We start from the raw sequence: 22,062 nt of genomic DNA, 5'->3' as shown, positions 1-22,062 counted from the left end.
CTTTCCCTTGGGTTACTGCTTAAGGCCGAGTTTTTCGATCACGTCGGCGTTGCTGGCCGTGGCATCGGCCATGAAGGTCGCGAATTCCGCGGCCGGGAGCCATTGGACGCCGAAGCCCCGGTTTGCCATGAACTCCTGGAAGGCGTCGCTTTCATAGACCTTGGCCAGCGCATCGCCCACGGTGCCGGTCACGTCATCGCCCAGGCCCTTTGGCCCGACGACGCCGCGCCAGGTGCCGCCCACCGATGCGGTGCCCACGGCCTCTTCCGCGGTGGGAACGTCGGGATAGGCGTCAAGCCGGTCGGCCGACAGCACTGCCAGCGTCTTGACCAGGCCCGCATCGCGCATCGAGGCCGCCTCGGGCAGCGACGAGGGCACGATCGCCACGCCATCTGCCACCAGTTCCTGGAACCCCGGCGCCGCGCCCTGGCTGGGCACCACGGGCACCGTCGTCGGGTCGATGCCGTTCTGGTTCAGGAAACCGGCGAAGGCCAGGTGATAGGCGGCGCCCACGGGAAAGCCCGAGGCCTTGTATTTGCCGGGGTTGGCCTTGATGTCGTCCAGGGCCTGTTTGGCATCTTCCCATGCGCTGTCGGCGCGCACGTTGAAGGCCGAGGCGTCGAAATTGACCAGCCCGATGGGTGTCATGTCTTCGGCGGTGATCTGCGATGTGCCGATGGCGGCATAGGTCGTGATCTCGGCGGTGGCCAGGCCCAGGGTGTACCCGTCGGGATCGGCCTCGATCATCGCGGTGTGGCCGACGATGCCGCCCGCGCCGGTGCGGTTCACCACGTTGACGGGGGTGTTGAGCTCCTGGCTCAGGCCCTCGGCGATCATCCGGCCCACGGCATCGGTGCCGCCACCGGCCGACCACGGCACGATCAGCGTGATCGGGCGTTCGGGATAATCGGCCAAAGCAGGGCCGGCAATGGCGGCCAGCGCGGCAACGACCGGTATCAGGACTGCTTTCTTCATGGGGTATCTCCTCTTTCACCATGTTGGACAGTTGGGGTTTTCCCCGCTTGGGGCGGGGTTTGGAAAAGGCGTCGGGTTTCGTCGTGGCTGCGCTCCAGCAACCGCAGGCTGGCCGAAAAGGCCGCCTCGGGGTTGCGCGCCGAGATGGCCTCCATGACCAGGCGGTGATTGCCCAGGTTGTCGGCAAAGGTGTTGGGCTGTTCGAACAGCCGCTGGAAGTTCAGCCGCATGGCGTGGATGATCGAATCCGCGACCGACTTCAGAAACCGGTTGTGCGTGGCCTGGGCCACGGCCAGGTGAAAGGCCAGATCGGCCTCAAGGCTTTCGGGCTGGTGCTGGTGGTCGACAAGCTGCTCCATCGCGGCATAGCGCGCGCGGATCGTGGCAATCTCGGCGTCAGTGGCGTTGCGCGCCGCCTCTTGCGCGGTCGAGGGTTCGATGGCGAACCGCATGCGCACCAGTTCTTCCATGAAGCCGGGGTCTTCGCGCAACTCGGAGGCCGACCATGCCAGAACGTCGCGGTCCAGGATGTTCCAGGTGTCGCGCGGCTGAACGGTGGTGCCACGGCGGGGCGCGATTTCGACCAGGTTCTTGGCGGCCAGCAGGCGCATCGCCTCGCGGACCGTATTGCGCGAGGCGCCGTATTGGCGTGCCAGGTCGGCCTCAAGCGGCAGGCGTCCACCCGCGGGATAGGTGCCTCCGACGATGGCGCTGCCGATCCGTTCGGCCACAAGGGCCGAGCCGGACATCCAGCCGTTGTCACGCGCCTGTTTCACAGTCCCTCCTCCCAGGTCTCTGCGAATGCTTTGGTAGGATGAATACGGCGCGTGGGGCCGTCACGTCAACAGTTCTGATGTCCGGGACCGCAGAAATGCGCCGCCGCGCCGGTGTCAGCGCAGCGGAATGGGCCGCTGTTCGGCGATGGCTTCCATGGCGAAAAGGGAGGTGACGGTCTCAAGCTCGATCTCGCCGATCAGCCGCTTGTACACTTCGTCATAGCTGGCCATGTCGCGGGTGATGACCTTCAGCATGTAATCGTAATCGCCGCCGATGCGGAAGAAATCGATCACCTCGGGGATCGAGGAGACATGCGCGCGGAAGGTCTTCAGCCAGGTGGTGGAGTGGTGGCGGGTGCGCACCAGCACGAAAACCACCATGCCCGCGCCCAGGCGGTCGCGGTCAAGAACTACGGTGCGGTTGCGGATGATGCCCGATGCCTCAAGCGCCTTCAGCCGCCGCCAGCAGGCGTTCTGCGACAGCCCGATCCTGTCGGCCAGGTCACGTTGCGACTGTGCCGAGTCACGCTGAAGCTCTTCCAGGATGCGGCGGTCAATATGATCGGTCTTATGTTCCATATCCTATCATTTGATAGAATTGTGGGTGTTGCAAGGGTGAAATATGTGAAGATTATCTTCAATCAGGTGTCATACTGCCCCAAGCTGAACTAGGTGTGAGGAATCCCGATGTCCCCCCTCGACGAATTTGCCAGGTCGCTGCAACGCGAAGATGTCCACGCGTGGATTCGCGGCGGGCTGATCGGTGACGATGCCCGGATCGAAGGCCCCTTCGGAGACAAGCCGCTGATCTATGCCGATTACGTTGCCTCGGGCCGTGCCCTGGCCCAGGTCGAGGATTTCATGCGCGACCGCGTTCTGCCCTATTACGCCAACAGCCACAACCAGGCGTCCTATTGCGGCGCCTTCATGACGAAGCTGCGCGAGGCATCGCGCGCCACCATCGCGCGGCTGACCGGCGCCGGGCCGGACACCAGCGTCATCTTTACCGGCGCCGGATCGACCGCCGGGATCAACCGCATCGTCGGCCTGCTGGAAATCGACGCGATCACCCGCCGGGGGGAACGTGCCGTCGTGCTGATCGGCCCTTACGAACATCACTCCAACCTGCTGCCCTGGCGCGAAAGCGGCGCCGAGGTGATCGAGATCGCCGAGGCGCCCGAGGGTGGCCCCTGCACCGACGACCTGACGGCGGCGCTGAAGGCGGCGCAGGGCGCGGCGCTGATCGTGGGGGCCTTTTCGGCGGCCTCGAACGTGACAGGGATCATCACCGATACCGATGCCGTCACCCGCCTGCTGAAGCGCCACGGTGCATTGGCGATCTGGGACTACGGCTGTGCGGGCCCCTACCTGCCCATGGACATGCGCGCCGGAACCGACGCCGCCAAGGATGCCATCGTCTATTCCAGCCACAAGTTTCCGGGCGGCCCCGGCGCGTCGGGCGTCACGGTGATCCGCGATGCCATCGCGACGCGCCAAAGCCCGACGCTGGCGGGGGGCGGTACGGTCAGCTTCGTTTCGCCCTGGGGCCATGCCTATTCCACCGACCTGTCGCACCGCGAAGAGGGCGGCACGCCCAATGTCACCGGCGACATCCGCGCCGCCCTGTGCCTGATGGTGAAAGAGGCGCTGGGGGCCGACTGGCTGATCCGGCGGCAGGACGAGCTGCGCGCACGGGCGCTGGCGGTCTGGTCGAAGAACCCGAACATGACGATCCTTGGGCGCGAAAGATCGGCCCCCGCCCTGCCGATCTTCTCGTTCATGCTCAGCGATGACGCAGGCGAGAGGGTGCACCACCAGTTCTTCACCCGCCTGCTGTCAGATCTGCACGGCGTGCAGGCGCGGGGCGGCTGTGCCTGTGCCGGGTCTTACGCGCACCGCCTTCTGGGGCTGGACCGGGCCAGCTCCGACGCCACCTTCGCGGCCATCGCGGCAGGTGCCGAAACCGACAAGCCCGGCTGGGTGCGCCTGAACCTGTCGGCCCTGATGAGCGACGCCAAGGTCGACACGATCATCGCCGCGGTCGACAGCCTGGCGCGCGAGGCTGCCGGTTACCGGTCGTTCTATGTGGCCGATACCGCAACGGCGCGTTATACACCGCTCGACAATATCAAGGAGCGTTCGGCAGTTTGAAATCTCCCTTCGCATATCCCGCCTTCCGGTCGCTTTTCGCGGCGCAGGTCTGTTCGCTGGTGGCGGTCGGCCTGCTGACGGTCGGGCTGTCCATGGCCGCCTATCGGATCGGCGGGGCGGCTGCGGCGGGTCAGATCCTGGGGCTGCTTTTCGCGCTGAAGATGGTGGCCTATGTCGGCTTTGCGCCCCTGGCCGAACCCCTGCTGTCGCGCTGGCCGCGCAAGCGGGTGATGGTGGCGCTGGACCTGGCGCGCCTGGCCCTGCTGCTGCCCATGGCCTTCGTCACCCAGACCTGGGAGATCGGCGCCCTGGCCTTTGCCTTCTTCGTGGTGTCCTCGGGGTTTACGCCACTGTTCCAGACGGTGATTCCCGATCTTCTGACCGACGAGGGCACCTATACCCGGGCGCTGGTCATCTCGCGCATTGCCTATACGCTTGAATCCGTGCTCAGCCCCGTGATCGCGGCGGTGGCGCTGCAACTGATTGCGCCCTCGACGCTGTTCCTGATCTCGGCGCTGGCCTTCGTGGGGTCGGTCGCGGCCCTTGCGATCACCGGGTTTCCGGCGGCACAGCAGGACGCGCGCAAGCGGCCGTTCCTGGCGCGGGCGGTGACGGGGCTTCGCATCTTTCACAAGACGCCGCGCCTGCGGGGGCTGTTCCTGCTGAACCTGGCGCTGTCGCTGATGCTGGCCTGGGTTCTGGTGAATACTGTCGGCTTTGCCGGGCTGCGGCTGGGCGATGCGGCGGGGAAATACCCGATCCTCATGGCCTTTTACGGGGCCGGGGCGGCCATGGGCGCCCTGATCGTGCCGCGCGCCCTGGCCCGGTTCAGCGAACGGCGGGTCATGGCCCTTGGCGTTTTTGCCTTCGCCGCCCTTGGTGCGCTGATCCTGCTGCCGCTGTCCTATCCCGCGCTGCTGGCGCTTTGGGCCGGCTTCGGGCTTGCCTCGTCTCTGGTGATGACGCCCGGCGGTCTGGTGATCGTGCGCTCGGCAGGGAAAAGCGACCGGGCCGCGCTTTTTGCCGCACAGTTCTCGCTCAGCCATTTCGGCTGGCTGATCGCCTATCCCCTGGCGGGCTGGCTGGGGGGCGCGCTGTCACTGGAAACCGCGCTGGTGGTGCTCTGTGCCCTTGCCCTGGCGGTTGCCCTTGCCGGCCTGCGCATCTGGCCCGCCGACGACCCGCTGGAGCGCGAACATTCGCACCCCGAACTGCCCCCGGATCACCCGCATCTGCGCAATCACCCCGGTCACGACAACAGCCATCGTCACGCGTTCCACATCGACGAGCTTCACCCAAGGTGGGCCTGAGCGCCTTGTCCGACCGCCCCTTCCATTCGCCCCGTCAGAAAGCCTGATATGCCCAAAGACATCGCCCATACCATCGACGATACCGGCCTTCCCGCGCTGGAAGCCCGTCTGAAATCCGATCTCGAATGCCTGTGCTATCCCGGCAAATCCTGGGTGCCGCGCCGCGAGGGCGTGCGCGACGTGGTGATCATCGGGGGCGGGATGTGCGGGCTGGTGGCCTGGCTGGGCCTGCGCACCGGGGGCATCGACAATATCCGCATCCTCGACCGCAACCCCGAGGGCCGCGAGGGCCCCTGGCTGACCTATGCCCGGATGGAGACGCTGCGTTCGCCGAAAACGCTGACCGGTCCGGCCTTCGGCCATGGCGCGCTGACCTTCCAGGCCTGGTATCGCGCCCAGCACGGGGCCGAGGCCTGGGAGAACCTTGACAAGATTCCGCGCCCGATGTGGATGGAATACCTGCGCTGGTATCGCAAGGCGCTGGGGGTACCGGTTGAAAACGGCGTTTCGGTCGACCGGGTGGAACCCGAGGGCGACCTTCTGCGTCTGCACCTGTCGGGGGCCGACGAGAGCAGCATCCTGACCCGCAAGCTGATCTTCGCCACCGGCCGCGATGGCACGGGCGAGCCGAACATCCCCGGTTTCGTCGCAGACCTGCCAAAGACCCTTTGGGCGCATTCGTCCGACGACATCGACTTTGACGCCCTGAAGGGCAAGCGCGTCGCGGTCGTGGGGGTCGGGGCCTCGGCGGTGGACAACGCCGCCGAAGCGCTGGAGCATGGTGCCGCCGAGGTGCGCCACCTGATCCGGCGCAAGGAAATGCCGACCATCAACAAGATGATGGGCATCGGCAGCTATGGCTTTACCGCCGGATATGCCGGGCTGACCGATGCCTGGCGCTGGCAGTTCATGCGCTACAGCTTTGTGACGCAAACGCCGCCGCCCCATGGCTCCACCAAGCGGGTGTCGCGCCACCCCAACGCCTATTTCCACTTCGGCAAGGCCGTCACCACCACCGAGGAACGCGACGGTGCCCTGCGGATCGGCTTTGCCGACGGCACCGCCTATGAAACCGATTTCCTGATCCTGGGCACCGGGTTTACCGTCGATCCCATGGCGCGCAGCGAATTCGCCGAGGCCGCCGACGATATCCTGCTGTGGCAGGATGTCTATGCACCGCCCAAGGGCGAAGAGCACCGCGACCTGGGCCGCTTTCCCTATCTGAACCCCGATTTCAGCTTTCGCGAAAAGGTGGCCGGCAAGGCGCCCTGGCTGTCGAACGTCTATTGCTTCAACTACGGCGCGACCGCCAGCCTGGGCAAGGTCAGCGGCGACATTCCCGGCGTGTCGGAAGGGGCGGCCTGGCTGACCCGTGAAATCGCGGCCACCCTTTACGCCGAGGATGTCGAACAGCACTGGCAGGGTTTCGTCGATTATGACACCCCCGAACTGAAGGGCGACGAATGGGAACCCAGCGTTCTGGAAAGCAACATCAAGGCAGGAAAAGTGGCATGAGCGGATTTCAGGACACCACCGCCTTCACCATGGGCGGCGTTGCAGCCGACAGCGCGATCGGTGCTGCCGTGGAGGGGCGCGCGAAGATATTCGAGATGACCCAGGCCGCCGAGGATGCGGTTTTGGCCCCGGCCGAAGCGGGCGGTCTTTCGCACGATCTGCGCGCGGCCCTGGCGGCGCGCATCGCCCGGCTGAACGGCGAGGCCGACCTGGCCGAACGCTATGCCGGGCGCATCGGCGGTGACGCGGCGCTGGCCGATCCGGCCAATGACGGCACGGCCCAGGACATGGGCGCCGTGGTTGCCTTCATGGACAAGGTCGCCGGCCGCACCGCCGAGGTGCGCGCCGAGGACGTGGAAACCCTGAAATCCGCCGGTATCGGCGACGCCGATATCGTCCGCCTGGCCGAGCTGAATGCCTTCCTGGCCTACCAGATCCGCCTGATCGCGGGCCTTCGCCTGATGGGAGAAACGCAATGAGCCGCCCCGACGCCAAAGTCGTGACCAAGTGGACCCGCAATGTTCCGGGCTGGCGCCCGCGGGTGACACCGGTCAACCTGCAAGAGGCCAGCGAGGCCCAGCTTGAGGCGCTTCAGGTCACGCCGTCGAACACCAAGGTGTCGGATTACGTTCTGGTGCTGGCCCATGACGTGGAAACGCTCAAGGTGCGTTCGCCGCTGTTCAACGGCATCATGTACGATGCGGGCGGGCTGTCGCGGGCGGAACGCGAACTGGGCGCCATCGGGGCTTCGATGGTCAACCACTGCATCTATTGCGCGGCGGTCCATGCCTCGCGTCATGCCCAGATCGAGAAAAGCGAAGAGGTGACGGACAAGATCTTTGCCGCCGGGGCCAAGGCCGAACTGTCGCTCCGCGACAGCGCCATTTTCGCCTTCGCGCTGAAGCTGTCAAAGGCCCCCTCCGAAGCCGGGCCCGAGGACATGGCCGCGCTGAAAGAGGCCGGGCTGGACGAGGCCGAGATCCTGGACCTGATCCTTTCGACCGCGCTGTTCGGCTGGGCCAACCGGCTGATGCACGTTCTGGGCGATCCGGTGCGCACGGGGGATGGTGGGTGAAGGGCAGGGGCCTTTCCGCCTTGAAAGACGGGGACGATTTGGGTTTTGTGCGCCGGATGATGAACGGCGCATGTGGGGAGCGATAACATGACACGGACGGTAGGACTTGCCGGGGCAGGCTCGATCGCCTTCGGCACGGCGGCATTGCTGGCACAGAACGGACATGATCCGATGCTGTGGTCGCCCTCGGGCGCCGGAACGGCCGAACTGGCGCAGGCGGGCGAACTGACCGCGACCGGCGCCATCGAATCGACCCTCACGCCGCGCATTGCCGACAGCGCCAGAACACTGGCCGAACAGAACGATGTCCTGATGATCGTGCTGCCCGGCTATGGCCACAAGACGGCGCTGGATGCGCTGATCCCCCATATCCGCGAGGGGCAGCCGGTGATCATCTCCTCTCATGCGTCCTTCGGGGCGGTCTACCTGCGTCAGGCGCTGGCGGCGCGCGGCGTGGATGCGCCGGTTACCGCATGGGGCACCACCATCGTGACCGGGCGGCGCCAGTCGGGTACCGTGACCATGGTGAACACCATCCGCAGCCGGGTGGATATCTGCACCGTCCCCGAGTCCGCCTCGGATGCCGGGCTGGACCTGTGCCGCGATCTGTTCGGCGACCGGTTCATGGTGCGCGACGGGCTTCTGGCGATTTCCCTGTCCAACCTGAACCCGCAGAACCACATGGGCATCGCCCTGGCCAACATGACCCGGATGGAGCGCGGCGAAACCTGGAGCCAGGGGCAGAACGTCACCCCCAAGGTGGGCCGCCTGCTGGAGGAACTGGACGCCGAACGCCTGGCCATCGCCAAGGCGCTGGGGCTGGAGGTGCGCACGATCTTCGAACACTTCCACCTGTCGTTCCATGTTCCGGTCGCGTCGATTTCCGAGATGAACCAGCAGATGCACGCCCAGGGCAACGGCGGCACCGGCCCGGCCACCGCCGACAGCCGCTATGTGACCGAAGACGTGCCCTATGGCCTGGCACTGACCGTGGTTCTGGGCGAAATGTCCGGCATTCCGGCAAAGCTGCACGAGGCGGGCGTGCGCATCTTTTCGGCCATGTACGGACGTGATTTCATGGCCGAGAACGAACTTCTGAACGCGCTTGATCTGTCGCGCTTTTCCCTCGACGACCTGCAACAGGCCGCCCGCACCGGCCTGTTGCCATCCGAAGGCGCCGGCAAGGCGTCGTGAACAAGAACCTTCCTCAACAAGGAGAGACAAGATGACCAATCTGAAACTGAACCGCCGCCGTTTCATCGGCACCACCGTTGCCGCTGGCGGCCTTCTGGCCAGCCCCGCCTATCTGCGCCGTTCGATGGCGCAGGGCAGCGGCGAGGTGAACATCTGGACCTACAACGATTTCGTGCCCCAGGCCTTCAAGGAACAGTTCGAATCCGAAACCGGCATCAAGGTGAACGTGCGCCTGGTGGATGACCAGGGCAAGCAGTTCAATCTGCTGGCCGCCGAACAGCCGAACCCCACCGTCGACATCATGACGGTTGCGGGCCACCGCTTCCTTCAGTTCATCGAAAGCGACCTTCTGGCGCCGATGGACACGGGCCGCCTGAACAACTGGGACAAGATCAACCCCACCTTCTCGGAGTCCGACTGGGCGACGATCAACGGCGAGAAATGGGGCGCGCCGATCCTGTCGGGCATGGAAGTTCTGTCCTACAACACCGACTATGTGACCGCCGAGGAAGCCCAGACCTGGGACACGCTGTTTTCCGAGAAGTACAAGGGCCAGACCGCCTATATCATCCAGGACATGCTGTCGATCGTGATGCTGATGAAGGGCTATGACGGCAACTTCATCGAATATGCCGATGATCACGAACGCGCTGCCGAAATCATGGCCGAGATCCAGGAATTCATGATCGAGAAGAAGCCCCTGGTGCGCAAGTACTATGACGGCGGCGCCGAATTCCAGCAGATGATGGTGAACCAGGACATCCTCCTGGGCCACAGCTGGAACGGCCCGGCCGCGGCCCTGATCAACGATGGCTTCCCGCTGGCGATGAGCATCCCGCAGGAAGGGTCCTACGGTTTTGTCTACACGTTCAACATCGCCAAGAACGCGCCGAACGCCGACAACGCCTATACCTTCCTTGATGCGCTGCTGTCCTCGCCCGAGATCGGTGCCTCGATGACCAAGGCGTCGGGCTTCATCTCGACCTACAAGGGTGCCGACAAGTTCCTGAACGAACTTGAGCGCAAGTCCACCTCGTTCCCCGAGGAGCAGCTGGCCAATCTCCAGTTCTTCCGCGCCGAGGAGAACGAACTGAAGTACGGCCTGATGGACCCGGCCGTCGAGGCGATCAAGGCCGCCTGATCACCACCCGTCACAGCCCGCCCCCGGTGATCCGGGGGCGGATGACGCAACGCTTTCCTACAGAAGGGGCTGTCATGCCAAGCGACACCGCCCAGATCCACCAGCGACCGGGCACATCCGAGACACCGACGTTCTGGGGTCGGATGACGCGCTGGACGCCGTACCGTGCGCTGGTCGATGTCATCTATGGCTCGCCCCGCCGGCAGTTCCTGATCCTGGCCATCTTTCCGCTGATCTGGGTGCTGACCCAGCACCTGGGCCCGATGATGCAGATGGCGCGCGTCAGCCTGACCAGCGCCTATCCCGTCGCCCCCGATACCGAAACCTTCTTCACCCTCGAACACTACATGAAGTTCTTCGGGGACAGCATCTTCTGGCAGCCGTTCTTCCGCACGCTGGCCTTTGCCTTCGTCTTCACCTTCTGCACGCTGATCATCACCTATCCGGTGGCCTATTTCCTGGCCCGCCATGTCAGCCGCCGCAACCAGATGCTGATGCTTCTGTTGCTGCTCATCCCCTTCTGGGTGGGCGAGATCGTGCGCACCTATGCCATCATGATCCTGCTGGGCAATACCGGTGCCGTGAACCTAGTGCTGAAGACGCTGGGCCTGATCGACCGGCCCATTCCCTTCATGTACACCAGCTTTTCCATGGGGGTCGGCACGGTTTACCTGACGGCGCTCTACATGCTCCTGCCGCTGTATTCGGCGCTGGAAAAACTGCCCAAAAGCTATAACGAGGCGGGCGCCGACCTGGGCGCCGGGGCCTGGACCCGGTTCCGACGGATCACCCTGCCCCTGACGCTTGAGGGCATCGGATCGGGCTGTACGCTGGTCTTCCTGATCTCCACCGGCTTTTACGCCACGCCCGTTCTTCTGGGCGGCCCCTCGACCACGGTTTTCGCCGAAACCATCGCCGGGTTCTTCCATGTCGCGGGCGACCAGTGGCCCACCGGTGCCGCCTTTGCCACGATCATGTTCCTGGCCGCCCTGGCCCTGACCGCCATGTTCCAGCGCATCATCAAGGCGATGCGGAAGGGAGACGCACGATGACCCGCGGCAACCGCATCTTCATGGCCTGCATCTATTGGGCCTTCGTTCTCTATGTCTTCGTGCCGCTGATCCTGATGATCCTGATGGGGTTCAAGGACAGCAAGTTCATCGGCTTTCCGATCCGGTCCTGGACGCTGGACTGGTACACCGGGGTGTTCAACGACGGCGCCGTTGTGTCGGCCTTTGGCTACTCCATCGCCATCGCGGTGCTGTCCACGCTGGTGTCGATCCTGGTGGGCACCTGGATCGCCGTCCTGCTCGAGGGGCGCAAGTTCGTGGGCCGGGCCGTGATCTTCGGGCTGGCGGTCATGCCGGCGCTGGTGCCCGGCATCATCTCGGCCATTGCCTTTCGCATCTATGCGCGGGGTCTCGGGATCGAACCGGGCATGGGCGCCATCATCTGGGCCCACGCGGTTCACAACGTGCCCTTCGTGGTGCTGGTCGTCATGGCGCGCCTGTCGACCCTGCCCAAAAGCCAGCTTGAGGCGGCGCGCGACCTGGGCGCCGATCCCATGGTCGTCTTCCTGCGCATCACGCTGCCCTACCTGATCCCGGCCATCGTCGGCGCCAGCATCTTCTGCCTGCTGCTGTCCTTTGACGATTTCGTCCGCTCGTTCTTCCTTGGGGGGTACGATCCGACGCTGCCGGTGCTGATCTTTGCCAAACTCCGTTCGGGCATGTCGCCCGAGATCAATGCAATCGCGACGGTCGCGCTTGTCGTCACCGCAGCCATCGGCATCTGGGCCGAGCGTTTCACCCGCCGCATGAACAAGGATTCCCAATCATGACCGACACCACCCCCCTTGTTCGCATCGACGGCATTTCCAAGAGCTTCGGCAAGACCGTGGCGCTTGAGGCCCTTGACCTGGACATCGCGCAGGGTGAGTTCGTGACCTTCCTCGGCCCCTCGGGCTGTGGCAAGTCGACGACCCTGCGCATCCTTGGCGGGTTCGAAACCCCCGACAAGGGCCGCGTCATCCTGGATGGCCAGGACGTGACAAAGCTGCCCCCCGACCGGCGCAACGTGAACATGGTGTTCCAGGACTATGCGCTGTTTCCCCACATGACCGTGGCCCGCAACATCGCCTTCGGGCTGGAGCTGAAGGGCATGGGCAAGTCGGCGATCAAGGCGCGGCTGGATGAAATCATGTCCTTCCTCGAACTGGACGGTTTCGGCGATCGTTATCCGGCGCAACTTTCGGGCGGTCAGCGCCAGCGTGTCGCGCTGGCCCGCGCCCTTGCCCCCGATCCGGCCCTTCTTCTGCTGGACGAACCGCTGGGTGCGCTGGATGCAAAGCTGCGCGGCCAGGTCCAGAAAGAGCTGAAGTCGATCCAGCGGCGCACCGACAAGACCTTCTTCTTCGTCACCCACGACCAGGAAGAGGCGCTGACCATGTCCGACCGGATCGTGGTGATGAACAAGGGCCGGGTGGAACAGGACGGCACCCCGGAAGAGCTGTACTTCCACCCCGCAAGCCGCTTCGTGGCCGAATTCATCGGCGAAACCAACCTTCTGAACGGGCAGGTGCGCGGGATGGAGGGCGATGACGTGATCATGGACTGGCACGGCCAGACCCTGCGTGGCCACGTCGCGCCCGGGCGCAAGGTGGCGCAGGGGCCCGTCACGGCCTCGATCCGGCTGGAGCGGCTGGGTTTCGGCAAGGAGCGCCCTGCGACCCAGAACGCGGTGCAGGGCCGGGTGATCGGCGCGACCTTCCTGGGCAGCCGTATGGCGCTGGACCTGCAGGTCGAAGGCGCGGCGGATGCCACGCTGAAGGCCTATGTCGATACCACCACCGGCACCAGCCTGGGCGACGGCCCCGTGTGGATCGGCTGGGACGCCGACAGCATGGCGATTCTGAACGACTGACCGGCCAGGCCCGCGCTGCGCGGGGGCATCGCCTGTCGCCGCTCGCTCATGATGCTGGGGCCTTTCGGCTGGCTGAAACCGTGGCCTTTGCCCGGGCCGGGTGCGGTTTCAGCCGCTGTCGCGGTCTGTCGGCCCCAGGACTTCGCGCCAGAGTTCGGTGACGGCGGCGATGACGTTTGCGGTCATCTCGTGGCGCGTCTGGTCCGCCATGTCGAACCGCACCGCGATGGCCTGGCTTTGCAGGTTCATGGTCAGCAGGCGCGTCGTTTCGATGCCGGTGCCACCCATGTCGTTCGCGCCCCCGGCCCGGATCGGTGACTCGCGCGCGATGGTCATGAAGGCCTGTCCGGTGTCCTGCGCGCCCACGATCACCTGAACCGGCACCTTTCGCAGGGCCGCAAGGTGGCAGGGGGCGGCGAAATGCGTCTCCATGTCGGCGGTGCCGGTCCACCAGGGGCGCGCGGAGACATATCCCGGCCCCTTTACCGAGGCCGAAGCGACATTCTCGGGCCGCACCAGCAGATAGCGTTGAGCAAACTGCGCGTCGCCGGAGAAGCCGGAGATGTGAACCGGCGCCGGGGCAAAGCCGAACCGCTGTGCCGCGTCAACCAGCATTGCCTCAAGCGCGTGGTCATAGCGCAGCCCGTTCCAGAGGATGAACTTGTCGGCCGGTTCGTCGCCCTTGCCGTGGATGCCGATGGGAAACAGCGGGCAGATCAGCACGCTGCCGGTGGTCCCGGCGGCATCGGCAAAGGCATTGCGCATCAGTTCGGACGAACGTTCGCTGCCATGCACGGCCACGATGATCCGCCCCGGTGTCATCGCCCCGGGGATATCCGCGCAACAGGACGTGCCGGGAAAGCCCGGCGCGGCATAGAACGGCGTCGTGCCCTTCCGCCAGACGGGGAAATGTCCGGCCGTGGCGACGACAGGTTCGAACTCGGATGAATCGCCGGCATCTGCCTGCTCTCCCCTGGCATTGGATCGGGCCAGGCCTGGCGGCGGAGCGGGGGACGTTGAAACAGGGTTTTCGCAATCCTCTATGACAGACTTCTATTTTCCAGATCGGAAAGCGTGCGGCGCTTTTGTTCCTTGGCTCAGGGGCGCCCTGTTGCGTGTTGAAACAGCAGATGACGCGCTCACCCGTGATTGAAACGCTGGTGGCCGATTTCATCCGCACCGCCCGGGCCAAGAGCGTTCCGGCGCGCCATGTGCTGAAGGTTCACGCCATGCGCAATGCGGCCATTCCCATCGCCACCACCATCGGCCCTGGCATTGCCATGCCGGGGCTGGGGCGGCTGACGCTGGCCGCCCTTCTGGCGCCCTGGATCGTGCCGTACGATCCCCTTGCACTGGACCCCGCCAATCGGCTGAATCCGCCCTCCGCCGGCAACCCACGGTTTCGGGCGCGATGTGCCCAGTCGCGCGATCCTGGGTCTGTTGTTCGGAACGCTGGCCAGCGCGGGACGAGTGGCCGAAGCGCTGGTGTTGGTGGAAGCGGTGAAGGTGCCCGATGCGGCCCTTCGGATGAATGAATTTCCCAACCAGCTTTCTCGCGGGATGCGCCAGCAGGTCGTCATCGCCATGGCCTGCGAGCCGCGCCCGATGAACCGACGACGGCGCTGGGTGTGACGATCGAGGCGCAGGTTCTGGCGCTGATGGACGATCTGCGGCAGCGCTTCGGCATCACGATCCTGATGATTTCCCATGGTCTGGGCGCGATCGCAGCACCCGCGACAGGGTGGCGCTTCTGGCCGCCCGCCCCCTGCCATTCGCCGCTGGCCACCATCTGCGCGATGATCGGTGATGGCCAGGGCGTGCTTCATGAGAAGCTGGCCGGTTTTGGTCTGCGACACCCCTGGCTGCTGCGCAGGACGATCGGCGCGCCGATGTCGGATTCGAAATTCGTCATCTGGTGGCTGAGCCCGGGTTGGGCCACGTTCAACCGGCGCGAGGCCGCAGCGAAACTACCGCATTCGGCAATCGCGATGAAATAGCGCAGTTTCTTGGTTTCAAGGTCGTTCAAGGCCAGCCCTGCATCCGCGCCGCACCCGACCGGCATGATGCCTTCGAGCAAGCGCTATTCCGGCCCCCTTGCAAGGTTCCGGCCCTTTCAGAACCCGTAAAGCACGCGGGGGGTGGTTTCGGTGATCCGCGCCAGGGCCTCGGGCGCCACCGCATCGCGCAGCGCCGCCAGCAGGCGGGGGGGTGTCGGCCCCGGGGCGGGCTGGTTCAGGAAGGGCCAATCCGACCCCCAGACCAACCGCTCGGGATGGCGGCGGGCCAGGTCGCGTTGCAGGGGCAGGGCATCCGACCAATCGGCGCGTTCGGAATAGCGATAGATCGCCGACAGCTTCGCGAAGACATGGCCAAGGTCCAGCAGGTCGGAAAGCGTGCGGTAGGGCGCACCATCGGTGCCCGGGGCCGGATCGGGGTGGGCCAGATGGTCGATCACCACGGGGACGGGGCAATCGGCGATGGCGTCGCGGTGTGTCACGATGTCATCGCCCCGCATCAGCAGCTGAACATGCAGCCCGGCCCGCGCCAGGTCGGGCGCCATCGCGGGCAGGGCAGAAACCGGCACCTTGCCACCCAGCCGGACGCCGCGAATGCCCGCGCGGTGCAGATCGCGCAGCCCTTCGACGCCCATGTCGGGCGCCACCACGGCCACCCCGCGCAACCGGTCGGGATACCGGCGGATCGCATCCAGGATCAGGCTGTTGTCGGTGCCATGGGCGCGGGGCTGAACCAGCACGCCCTTTTCGATGTCGTTGGCATCCAGCATCGCCATGTAGTCGGCCAGCGTCGCCTCTTCGGTGTCATGGGGCCAATCGGGGTCGTGTGGGGCGGGGCCGATGATGTGGGCGTGGCAATCATGCATGGCCAAGGCCCACCAGATCGGTGCTGACCATGTCGGTTCGCCGCGCCAGCATGGTCAGCAGGCGGTCGATTTCCTCCATGTCGCGGGCGTCCAGCCGCGGGGCAGGGGCGCGCATGAAGGCCGAGGCCATGGCCCCGCGCCGCCGCATGATCTCTTTCCTGACGGCAAGGCCCCAGACGCCCTGCGCCTCGTGCCGGATCAGCGGCAGGAAGGTGGCGAAAATCTCGTCCACGCCGTCTTCGTCGCCCTTGCGGTGCAATTCCTCGATGCGGGCCAGAACCTCGGGGAAGGAGAAGCCCGCCATGGGGCCGGTGGCGCCCCGGCGCAATTCCTCGGGCAGGTATTGCGCGTTCGATCCGGTCAGGATGGGAACGGTGCGGGTCATGGCATCGATCAGGCGCGACAGTTTCGGCAGGCTGGGCGCATCTTCATGCTTGATGGCGCATATCGTCGGGTGATCGGCCACCAGTTGCACCATCGAAGCCACCGACATGTTCACCCCGGTGGACGACGGGAAATCCTGCAAGACCACGGGAATGTCGCCAAGGCCGCCCATCACCTGATCGAAATAGTTCTTCAGGTCGGCTTCGGTTTTCAATCCGGCGGCAGGGGCGATCATCACCCCCTCGGCGCCCAGGTCCATCACCCTTTGCGACATCTCGACCAGATGCGCGATTGAGGCGTTGCTGGTACCCACGATCACCGGCCGGCCTTCGCGTCGCGCCACATAGCGTTTCGCCACCGCCAGCGATTCGGACACCGTCAGACGAAAGGCCTCGCCGCTGACGCCAAGGACGGTGAAGCCGTTTACGCCGCCGCGGATGTAGAAATCGCACAGGCTGTCGATGCTGGTTTCATCCAGCGTGCCGTCATCGGCAAAGGGCGTCTGGGCGACGACGTAAAATCCCCTGGGGTCAATCATGCGTTTCTCCGATCCAACTTGTCCTACTAATTTACGGGTTAGCAGGAATGCTGGCGCGAAAAAAGCGAAATTGAGCGGGTTGACAGATTATATCGCAGCGATATGGATAAGTAGTCAGACAAGTTAGGCCCCGTCATGCACATCGACCCAGACCAGACCACCCCGGCCGGAACCATGGCCAACGCCGCCGAAAAGCTGCGCGGCTACGTTGCGAACGGGCGCTGGAACGTGGGTGACAAGCTGCCGCCGCAAAGCAACCTGGCCGAAACGCTGGGCATCAGCCGCTCGGTCCTGCGCGAGGCGGTGGCAACCCTGAAGGCCGAGGGGCTTTTGACCAGCCGGCAGGGGGCAGGCGTCTTCGTGGCCAAGCTGTCGTCGTCGGCCTTCCGCCTGTCCGAGGATGACCTGGACCAGATCCCGGGCATCGTGAACCTGCTGGAGCTGCGCGCCGCGGTCGAGATCGAGGCAGCCGGGCTGGCCGCTGCCCGGCGCACCGGCGAACAGGCCGACATGATCCGCGCGGCATGGGTCAGGATCGAGGATGCCATCGACGATCCCGAAGCCTCGATCGCCGCCGACCGCGATTTTCACCTGACGGTGGCGCGGGCCTCGGACAATCCGCGGTTCGAGGAGTTTCTGGGCTATCTGCGCGATCTGCTGATCCCGCGCCAGCGCATCCGCCTTCAGGCCGATCCGGCCGTGGGCCATGCGGGATACCTGCGGATGCTGCAACGCGAACACGGGGAAATCGAACAGGCGATCCGCGTCGGTGACGTGGTCGAGGCGCGCGCCGCCATGCGCCGCCACCTGGTGGACGGCGCCACGCGCTATCGCCGCTGGGCCGAGGAAATGAAGACGACGGGCAGCCGGTCATCCGGCTGAGAAACGAAAAAGGGAGGAATAGAAATGAGAAACGGACTGAAACAATGCGCTGCCGCGGCGGCCCTGCTGGCGCTGCCGGTGGGGGCATCGGCGCAGGAACTGCTGATCTGGCACGACAAGGGCGACCTGGGCACCGTGATGTTCGAGGACATCGGCAAGCTGTTCGCCGAGGAACACCCGGGCGTCACCGTGCGCGCCCTGTCGTTTCCCACCGACCAGTGGCTGTCGAAAAGCATTGCCGCGCTGAACACCAACACCGCGCCCGACCTGCTGTTCAACGACAACTTCCGCATCAACGTGATCCAGCAAAGCTCGGGCAAGCTTTCGGGTGTGCAGGACATGGTCGACGGGCTGGACGACGCCACCCGCGCCGCCCTTCCCGAAGGGGCGCTGGATGCCTCGACGCTGGATGGCACGCTGCTGATGCTGCCGCTGCAACAGGCCACCGGTGCCTTCGGCGTGCGCACAAGCTGGCTTGAGGCGGTGGGCGAGGAATACCCCGAGACCTGGGAAGACGTGTTCCGCATCGGCAAGAAGTTCGCCACCGAAGATCCCGACGGCAACGGCAGCGACGATACCTTCGGCATGGCGCTTCAGGCGGGCAATCCGTCGGTCACGCACCAGATGCTGGAGCTGTTCGGCTTTGGCGCCGGGCTGGATCACCTGATCATCGACGATGAAGGCAACGTCGTGCTGGACGATCCGCGCAATGCCAAGCTGATCCAGACCTTCCTGCGCATCTTCCAGGAGGAAGGCCTGGTGTCGCCCGACACCATCAACCACGTCTTCACCGACATGTACCAGCTGATCGAAGGCGGGCGCGCGGGCATGTTTCGGGTACTGGACGCCAACGTGGTGAAATGGGACGGCATCGAGGGGCTGGCGGGCGATTACACCATCGGCCCCATCCCGTCGCTGTTCGAGGATGAGCCGCCGGCGGTGGAAATGCACTCGGTCCGGTCCATCGTGGTGACGCCCAGTTCCGACAATCCCGAGCTGGCGGCGCAATATGCCGCCTTCGCGCTGCAACCCGAATCCCAGGCGATCATGCTGAAGAACAAGGGCAGCGGCGTGCGCGGCGACATCCCGCTGGACGGTCTGAGCGACACCCAGGCCTTCTTTGCCAAGCCGCAATATCCGGTGAATCCGAACGATTTCCTGTCGGCGAAATTCGCCTGGTATCCCGAGTTGCAGGAGGCGTTCTATCGCGAGATTTCCGACGCCATCGCCAACCCGCCCGCCGATTTCGACGCCTGGATCAAGGCGACGGCGGAAAAGATGCAGGACAAGGTGGCCGATCTCAAAGACTGATCCGCGCCCCGTGACACAGGTTCCCCCGGAGCGATGGCCCCGGGGGAACGACACCTGAACGGAAGACCGACATGCAAACCGACACGGCAGTACCGATCCCTTTCCTTGCCGCCCTGCGCCCGGCCCGCTGGCGCCATGCGGGCAGCAACATCTGGCGCAACAGGATCTTCTACATCCTGATCGCCCCCTTTGCGGCGCTGACCCTGGTGATGGGCGTCTGGCCCATCGTGCTGGGCATCATCGTGTCGTTCACCGACAGCTATACCGCGCTGACCCCCGAACCCACCTACGTGTGGTTCCAGAACTACATCGACATCTTCAGCGACGACCTGTTCCTCAGTTCGCTCTGGCGCACGCTGCTGTTCACCGTGCTGTCGGTGGTGCTGAACGTCACGACGGCGCTGGCACTGGCGCTGATCCTGTCCAGCCGGTCGCTGAAGCTGGCCGCGCCGATCTGCGGGCTGGCGCTGTTCCTGCCGGTGGTCACACCCGAGGCGGCGACGTTCATCGTCTGGAAATGGATGTTCAGCATCGATTTCGGCGCCGTGAACGCCTTTCTCGAAGACATGGGCCTGCCCGATTTCGCCGGTACGACAAAGCCGCTTCAGGCCTTCTTTACGCTGGTCTTCGTCGAATGGTGGCACCATGTCGGCTTTTACACCATCATCTTCCTGACCAACCTGAAACTGCTTGATCCGACGCTGGACGAAGCCGCCCGCATGGACGGCGCGCGCACCATGCAGCGGGTCTGGAACGTCTGGATCCCGCAGCTGCGCCCGGCCATCGCCATCAATTCGATCTATGCCGTGATCCAGTTCCTGAAAACCTTCGCCGTGGTCGTGATCATGACGAACGGCGGGCCGAACTATGCGACGAACTTCCTGTCGTTCTACGCCTATTCCAAGTTCAACCTTGCCGATTACGGTCAGGCGCTGGCCATGGCGACGGTTCTTTTCGCCATCGTCATCGGCCTGGCCGTGGTGGTCTATCGCTATAACGAAAAGGCGGATTACCGATGAAAACCCGATCCGTGAAAGATCGCTCCGTTGCCCTCCTGGCCTGGGTCTTCATGGCCGGTGTGACCTTCCTTTTCCTCTATCCCTTCTGGTGGATGATCGTCAGTTCCTTCCGCAGCCAGGAGGCGATGCTGCTGGAGCCCACCCGCCTGCTGCCTGAATCCTTCAACACCCGCGCCTATGGCGACATCCAGACCCTGGGCGGGGTGAAGCTGTGGCTTTACACCTTCAACTCGGTCTTCATCACGGTGGCGGCCACGCTGATCGCCGTCGGGGTCACGGCGTTGGGGGCCTATGCGCTTTATCGCAAGCCCGATCTGCCGGGGTTCAGGTTCATCCAGTTCGGGTTCCTCATGACGATGATGTATCCCGCGATGCTGCTGGTCATTCCCGTCTACCTCGTGGTGTTCCAGCTGGGCCTTCTGGGCACCTATGCGGGGATCATCCTGTTTTTGTCGCTGATGCCGATCCTGTTCCTGATGCTGGTCCAGTTCTTCCGCTCGATCCCGAAGGAACTGATCGAAAGCGCCAAGATGGACGGCGCGTCCGAGATGCAGATCTTCCGCAAGATCGTGCTGCCGATCTCCAAGCCCATTCTGGCGACCGTTTTCCTGATCGGGTTCCTGCTGAACTGGAAGCAGTGGCTGCCGATCCTGGTCATCGCCACCTCGCCCGACCAATACACCCTGCCCGTGGCGCTTTTGTCGATGAACACCGAACTGGGCATCGATTTCCAGGCCACGATGGCCCTGGCCGCCATAACGACCGTGCCGATCATCGTGCTGTTCCTGTTCACGCAACGCCGGGTGATCGGTGGCTTCGTGGCGGGCGCCGTCAAAGGCTGATTTCAAAGGACAAGAACCAAGCAATGGCAAAACTGAACCTGAACCAACTGTCCAAATCCTTCGGCCCCGTCGAAGTGCTCAAGCCGATGGATCTTGAAATTACCGACGGCGAATTCGCGGTCTTCGTGGGGCCCTCGGGCTGTGGCAAGTCCACGCTGCTGCGCACCATCGCGGGGCTGGAGGAATCGAGCGGGGGCGACATCCTGATTGATGGCGCGCGAGTGAACGACACCGACAGTTCCGAGCGCGGCTTGTCGATGGTGTTCCAGAACTATGCGCTTTATCCGCATATGACGATCTTCGAAAACATGGCCTTCGGGCTGCGCATCGCCAAGACCCCGAAGGACGAGGTGACGCGCCGGGTGAACAAGGCCGCCGCGATCCTGAAGATCGAACACATGCTGGATCGTTACCCCAAGACGCTTTCGGGTGGGCAGCGCCAGCGCGTCGCCATCGGGCGGTCGATCGTGCGCGACCCCAAGATCTTCCTGTTCGACGAACCGTTGTCCAACCTCGATGCAGAATTGCGGGTGCAGATGCGGATCGAAATCGCCCGCCTGCACGAAACCCTGGGCGCGACGATGATCTATGTCACCCACGACCAGGTCGAGGCGATGACCCTGGCCGACAAGATCGTGGTGCTGAAGGACGGGCGGATCGAACAGGTCGGCTCGCCTCTCGATCTATACAATGCGCCGGCCAACCGGTTCGTGGCGGGCTTCATCGGATCGCCGGGGATGAACTTTCTCGACGGAACGGTCGAAGGTGCGGGCAACGGTCAATGCTGCGTGGCGCTGGCCTGTGGCGGGCATGTCGCCCTGCCGCTGCGCGATGCCCCCGCCGTGGGCGCCCCCGTCACCATCGGCGTGCGCCCCGAACATGTCAGCCTGGGCGGTGCAGCGGATGAAGGCGTCGCCGCCACGGTACTTCTGACCGAACAGCTGGGCGATGAAACCCACGTTCACCTGTCCGTCAAGGGCAGCGAAGGCGCCATCGTGGCCCAGGTGCGCGGCCAGGTGAAGCTGCGCAGCGGCACCGGGGTGACCATGATGATCGCGCCCGAAGGCTGCCATCTGTTCGATGAAACCGGCCTTGCCCGGCGCGACCCCGCCGCAGCCCAGCCCGAGATCGCGGCGGCCTCCTGAC

23 protein-coding genes are annotated in these 22,062 nt (G+C 64.7%); 15 read left to right on the top strand and 8 right to left on the bottom strand.

Annotated features, from left to right (window positions below):
• Nucleotides 1-12: 12 nt before the first annotated feature.
• The 3 genes from H7828_RS11760 to H7828_RS11750 all read right to left on the bottom strand — a co-directional run bounded on the left by H7828_RS11760 (nucleotide 13) and on the right by H7828_RS11750 (nucleotide 2,330).
• The gene (locus tag H7828_RS11760; protein ID WP_226781231.1) at nucleotides 13-975 is read right to left on the bottom strand and encodes a tripartite tricarboxylate transporter substrate binding protein; all 963 of its coding nucleotides are present in this window, start codon (nucleotides 973-975) and stop codon (nucleotides 13-15) included.
• Nucleotides 972-1,751, bottom strand: coding sequence for a FadR/GntR family transcriptional regulator (locus H7828_RS11755; RefSeq protein WP_226781230.1), 780 nt, complete (start codon nucleotides 1,749-1,751; stop codon nucleotides 972-974). The genes H7828_RS11760 and H7828_RS11755 overlap by 4 nt, the downstream gene beginning before the upstream one ends.
• A 114-nt stretch (nucleotides 1,752-1,865) precedes the next feature.
• Nucleotides 1,866-2,330, bottom strand: a complete 465-nt coding sequence (locus tag H7828_RS11750; protein WP_226781229.1) for an Lrp/AsnC family transcriptional regulator — start codon at nucleotides 2,328-2,330, stop codon at nucleotides 1,866-1,868.
• A 108-nt stretch (nucleotides 2,331-2,438) separates the two neighbouring features.
• Here H7828_RS11750 and H7828_RS11745 point away from each other — a divergent pair, with 108 nt between their 5' ends.
• The 10 genes from H7828_RS11745 to H7828_RS11700 all read left to right on the top strand — a co-directional run bounded on the left by H7828_RS11745 (nucleotide 2,439) and on the right by H7828_RS11700 (nucleotide 13,059).
• Nucleotides 2,439-3,902 carry an aminotransferase class V-fold PLP-dependent enzyme gene (locus H7828_RS11745; RefSeq protein WP_226781228.1) on the top strand — a complete coding sequence of 488 codons (1,464 nt, stop codon included), beginning with the start codon at nucleotides 2,439-2,441 and terminating at the stop codon, nucleotides 3,900-3,902.
• On the top strand, nucleotides 3,899-5,212 hold the full coding sequence (locus tag H7828_RS11740) for an MFS transporter (protein ID WP_226781227.1): 1,314 nt from the start codon (nucleotides 3,899-3,901) through the stop codon (nucleotides 5,210-5,212). Before H7828_RS11745 ends, H7828_RS11740 begins: the two co-directional genes overlap by 4 nt.
• A 48-nt stretch (nucleotides 5,213-5,260) precedes the next feature.
• Complete coding sequence (locus H7828_RS11735) at nucleotides 5,261-6,727, top strand: NAD(P)-binding domain-containing protein (RefSeq protein ID WP_226781226.1); 1,467 nt, start codon at nucleotides 5,261-5,263, stop codon at nucleotides 6,725-6,727.
• A complete protein-coding gene (locus H7828_RS11730) occupies nucleotides 6,724-7,206 on the top strand; it encodes a hypothetical protein (RefSeq protein ID WP_226781225.1) in 483 nt (160 codons plus the stop codon). Before H7828_RS11735 ends, H7828_RS11730 begins: the two co-directional genes overlap by 4 nt.
• Nucleotides 7,203-7,802, top strand: a complete 600-nt coding sequence (locus H7828_RS11725; protein WP_226781224.1) for a peroxidase-related enzyme — start codon at nucleotides 7,203-7,205, stop codon at nucleotides 7,800-7,802. Before H7828_RS11730 ends, H7828_RS11725 begins: the two co-directional genes overlap by 4 nt.
• A gap of 87 nt (nucleotides 7,803-7,889) precedes the next feature.
• Entirely contained in the window at nucleotides 7,890-8,996 is a 1,107-nt protein-coding gene (locus H7828_RS11720; protein WP_226781223.1) for an NAD/NADP octopine/nopaline dehydrogenase family protein, read from the top strand.
• Nucleotides 8,997-9,027: 31 nt separating this feature from the next.
• On the top strand, nucleotides 9,028-10,137 hold the full coding sequence (locus tag H7828_RS11715) for an ABC transporter substrate-binding protein (RefSeq protein WP_226781222.1): 1,110 nt from the start codon (nucleotides 9,028-9,030) through the stop codon (nucleotides 10,135-10,137).
• A gap of 74 nt (nucleotides 10,138-10,211) precedes the next feature.
• Nucleotides 10,212-11,189 carry an ABC transporter permease gene (locus tag H7828_RS11710; protein WP_226781221.1) on the top strand — a complete coding sequence of 326 codons (978 nt, stop codon included), beginning with the start codon at nucleotides 10,212-10,214 and terminating at the stop codon, nucleotides 11,187-11,189.
• Entirely contained in the window at nucleotides 11,186-11,977 is a 792-nt protein-coding gene (locus tag H7828_RS11705; protein WP_226781220.1) for an ABC transporter permease, read from the top strand. Before H7828_RS11710 ends, H7828_RS11705 begins: the two co-directional genes overlap by 4 nt.
• On the top strand, nucleotides 11,974-13,059 hold the full coding sequence (locus H7828_RS11700) for an ABC transporter ATP-binding protein (RefSeq protein ID WP_226781219.1): 1,086 nt from the start codon (nucleotides 11,974-11,976) through the stop codon (nucleotides 13,057-13,059). The genes H7828_RS11705 and H7828_RS11700 overlap by 4 nt, the downstream gene beginning before the upstream one ends.
• 108 nt (nucleotides 13,060-13,167) lie before the next feature.
• On the opposite strand, the gene H7828_RS11695 is transcribed toward H7828_RS11700, so the two are convergent.
• The 5 genes from H7828_RS11695 to H7828_RS11675 form a co-directional block, all read right to left on the bottom strand.
• On the bottom strand, nucleotides 13,168-13,881 hold the full coding sequence (locus H7828_RS11695; protein ID WP_226781218.1) for a hypothetical protein: 714 nt from the start codon (nucleotides 13,879-13,881) through the stop codon (nucleotides 13,168-13,170).
• A gap of 317 nt (nucleotides 13,882-14,198) precedes the next feature.
• On the bottom strand, nucleotides 14,199-14,915 hold the full coding sequence (locus tag H7828_RS22990) for a hypothetical protein (RefSeq protein WP_425354947.1): 717 nt from the start codon (nucleotides 14,913-14,915) through the stop codon (nucleotides 14,199-14,201).
• The gene (locus H7828_RS22985; RefSeq protein WP_226781410.1) at nucleotides 14,882-15,121 is read right to left on the bottom strand and encodes a helix-turn-helix domain-containing protein; all 240 of its coding nucleotides are present in this window, start codon (nucleotides 15,119-15,121) and stop codon (nucleotides 14,882-14,884) included. Before H7828_RS22985 ends, H7828_RS22990 begins: the two co-directional genes overlap by 34 nt.
• Before the next feature lie 51 nt (nucleotides 15,122-15,172).
• Nucleotides 15,173-15,940, bottom strand: a complete 768-nt coding sequence (locus tag H7828_RS11680) for an amidohydrolase family protein (RefSeq protein WP_226781217.1) — start codon at nucleotides 15,938-15,940, stop codon at nucleotides 15,173-15,175.
• Nucleotides 15,933-16,862, bottom strand: coding sequence for a dihydrodipicolinate synthase family protein (locus H7828_RS11675; protein ID WP_226781216.1), 930 nt, complete (start codon nucleotides 16,860-16,862; stop codon nucleotides 15,933-15,935). Before H7828_RS11675 ends, H7828_RS11680 begins: the two co-directional genes overlap by 8 nt.
• A gap of 135 nt (nucleotides 16,863-16,997) precedes the next feature.
• Between H7828_RS11675 and H7828_RS11670 the strand changes: the two genes are divergently transcribed.
• The 5 genes from H7828_RS11670 (at nucleotide 16,998) to H7828_RS11650 (ending at nucleotide 22,061) form a co-directional block, all read left to right on the top strand.
• Nucleotides 16,998-17,744: a FadR/GntR family transcriptional regulator gene (locus tag H7828_RS11670; RefSeq protein WP_226781215.1), complete on the top strand. Its 747-nt coding sequence runs from the start codon at nucleotides 16,998-17,000 to the stop codon at nucleotides 17,742-17,744.
• Between the two features lie 24 nt (nucleotides 17,745-17,768).
• Nucleotides 17,769-19,055 carry an ABC transporter substrate-binding protein gene (locus tag H7828_RS11665; RefSeq protein ID WP_226781214.1) on the top strand — a complete coding sequence of 429 codons (1,287 nt, stop codon included), beginning with the start codon at nucleotides 17,769-17,771 and terminating at the stop codon, nucleotides 19,053-19,055.
• A 71-nt stretch (nucleotides 19,056-19,126) separates the two neighbouring features.
• Nucleotides 19,127-20,074, top strand: a complete 948-nt coding sequence (locus H7828_RS11660) for a carbohydrate ABC transporter permease (protein WP_226781213.1) — start codon at nucleotides 19,127-19,129, stop codon at nucleotides 20,072-20,074.
• Nucleotides 20,071-20,916 (top strand): carbohydrate ABC transporter permease, encoded by an 846-nt coding sequence (locus tag H7828_RS11655; RefSeq protein WP_226781212.1) that lies wholly within the window; start codon nucleotides 20,071-20,073, stop codon nucleotides 20,914-20,916. Before H7828_RS11660 ends, H7828_RS11655 begins: the two co-directional genes overlap by 4 nt.
• A 23-nt stretch (nucleotides 20,917-20,939) precedes the next feature.
• Nucleotides 20,940-22,061, top strand: coding sequence for an ABC transporter ATP-binding protein (locus H7828_RS11650; RefSeq protein WP_226781211.1), 1,122 nt, complete (start codon nucleotides 20,940-20,942; stop codon nucleotides 22,059-22,061).
• The last annotated feature ends 1 nt before the right edge of the window (nucleotide 22,062 follow it).

This window comes from Oceaniglobus trochenteri (genome assembly GCF_020529025.1).
Classification (GTDB): Bacteria; Pseudomonadota; Alphaproteobacteria; order Rhodobacterales; family Rhodobacteraceae; genus Oceaniglobus; species Oceaniglobus trochenteri.
This window is presented reverse-complemented; position numbering and strand designations above follow the sequence as displayed.

What these genes read in the sequence shown, in the direction of transcription:
- H7828_RS11750 (WP_226781229.1), bottom strand. Translation starts at nt 2,330, where the DNA reads ATGGAACATAAGACCGATCATATTGACCGCCGCATCCTGGAAGAGCTT.
- H7828_RS11705 (WP_226781220.1), top strand. Translation starts at nt 11,186, where the DNA reads ATGACCCGCGGCAACCGCATCTTCATGGCCTGCATCTATTGGGCCTTC.
- H7828_RS11725 (WP_226781224.1), top strand. Translation starts at nt 7,203, where the DNA reads ATGAGCCGCCCCGACGCCAAAGTCGTGACCAAGTGGACCCGCAATGTT.
- H7828_RS11680 (WP_226781217.1), bottom strand. Translation starts at nt 15,940, where the DNA reads ATGCATGATTGCCACGCCCACATCATCGGCCCCGCCCCACACGACCCC.
- H7828_RS11760 (WP_226781231.1), bottom strand. Translation starts at nt 975, where the DNA reads ATGAAGAAAGCAGTCCTGATACCGGTCGTTGCCGCGCTGGCCGCCATT.
- H7828_RS11655 (WP_226781212.1), top strand. Translation starts at nt 20,071, where the DNA reads ATGAAAACCCGATCCGTGAAAGATCGCTCCGTTGCCCTCCTGGCCTGG.
- H7828_RS11735 (WP_226781226.1), top strand. Translation starts at nt 5,261, where the DNA reads ATGCCCAAAGACATCGCCCATACCATCGACGATACCGGCCTTCCCGCG.
- H7828_RS11720 (WP_226781223.1), top strand. Translation starts at nt 7,890, where the DNA reads ATGACACGGACGGTAGGACTTGCCGGGGCAGGCTCGATCGCCTTCGGC.
- H7828_RS11675 (WP_226781216.1), bottom strand. Translation starts at nt 16,862, where the DNA reads ATGATTGACCCCAGGGGATTTTACGTCGTCGCCCAGACGCCCTTTGCC.
- H7828_RS11665 (WP_226781214.1), top strand. Translation starts at nt 17,769, where the DNA reads ATGAGAAACGGACTGAAACAATGCGCTGCCGCGGCGGCCCTGCTGGCG.
- H7828_RS11730 (WP_226781225.1), top strand. Translation starts at nt 6,724, where the DNA reads ATGAGCGGATTTCAGGACACCACCGCCTTCACCATGGGCGGCGTTGCA.
- H7828_RS11660 (WP_226781213.1), top strand. Translation starts at nt 19,127, where the DNA reads ATGCAAACCGACACGGCAGTACCGATCCCTTTCCTTGCCGCCCTGCGC.
- H7828_RS22985 (WP_226781410.1), bottom strand. Translation starts at nt 15,121, where the DNA reads ATGCCGGTCGGGTGCGGCGCGGATGCAGGGCTGGCCTTGAACGACCTT.
- H7828_RS11715 (WP_226781222.1), top strand. Translation starts at nt 9,028, where the DNA reads ATGACCAATCTGAAACTGAACCGCCGCCGTTTCATCGGCACCACCGTT.
- H7828_RS11745 (WP_226781228.1), top strand. Translation starts at nt 2,439, where the DNA reads ATGTCCCCCCTCGACGAATTTGCCAGGTCGCTGCAACGCGAAGATGTC.
- H7828_RS11670 (WP_226781215.1), top strand. Translation starts at nt 16,998, where the DNA reads ATGCACATCGACCCAGACCAGACCACCCCGGCCGGAACCATGGCCAAC.
- H7828_RS11650 (WP_226781211.1), top strand. Translation starts at nt 20,940, where the DNA reads ATGGCAAAACTGAACCTGAACCAACTGTCCAAATCCTTCGGCCCCGTC.
- H7828_RS11695 (WP_226781218.1), bottom strand. Translation starts at nt 13,881, where the DNA reads ATGACACCGGGGCGGATCATCGTGGCCGTGCATGGCAGCGAACGTTCG.
- H7828_RS11710 (WP_226781221.1), top strand. Translation starts at nt 10,212, where the DNA reads ATGCCAAGCGACACCGCCCAGATCCACCAGCGACCGGGCACATCCGAG.
- H7828_RS11700 (WP_226781219.1), top strand. Translation starts at nt 11,974, where the DNA reads ATGACCGACACCACCCCCCTTGTTCGCATCGACGGCATTTCCAAGAGC.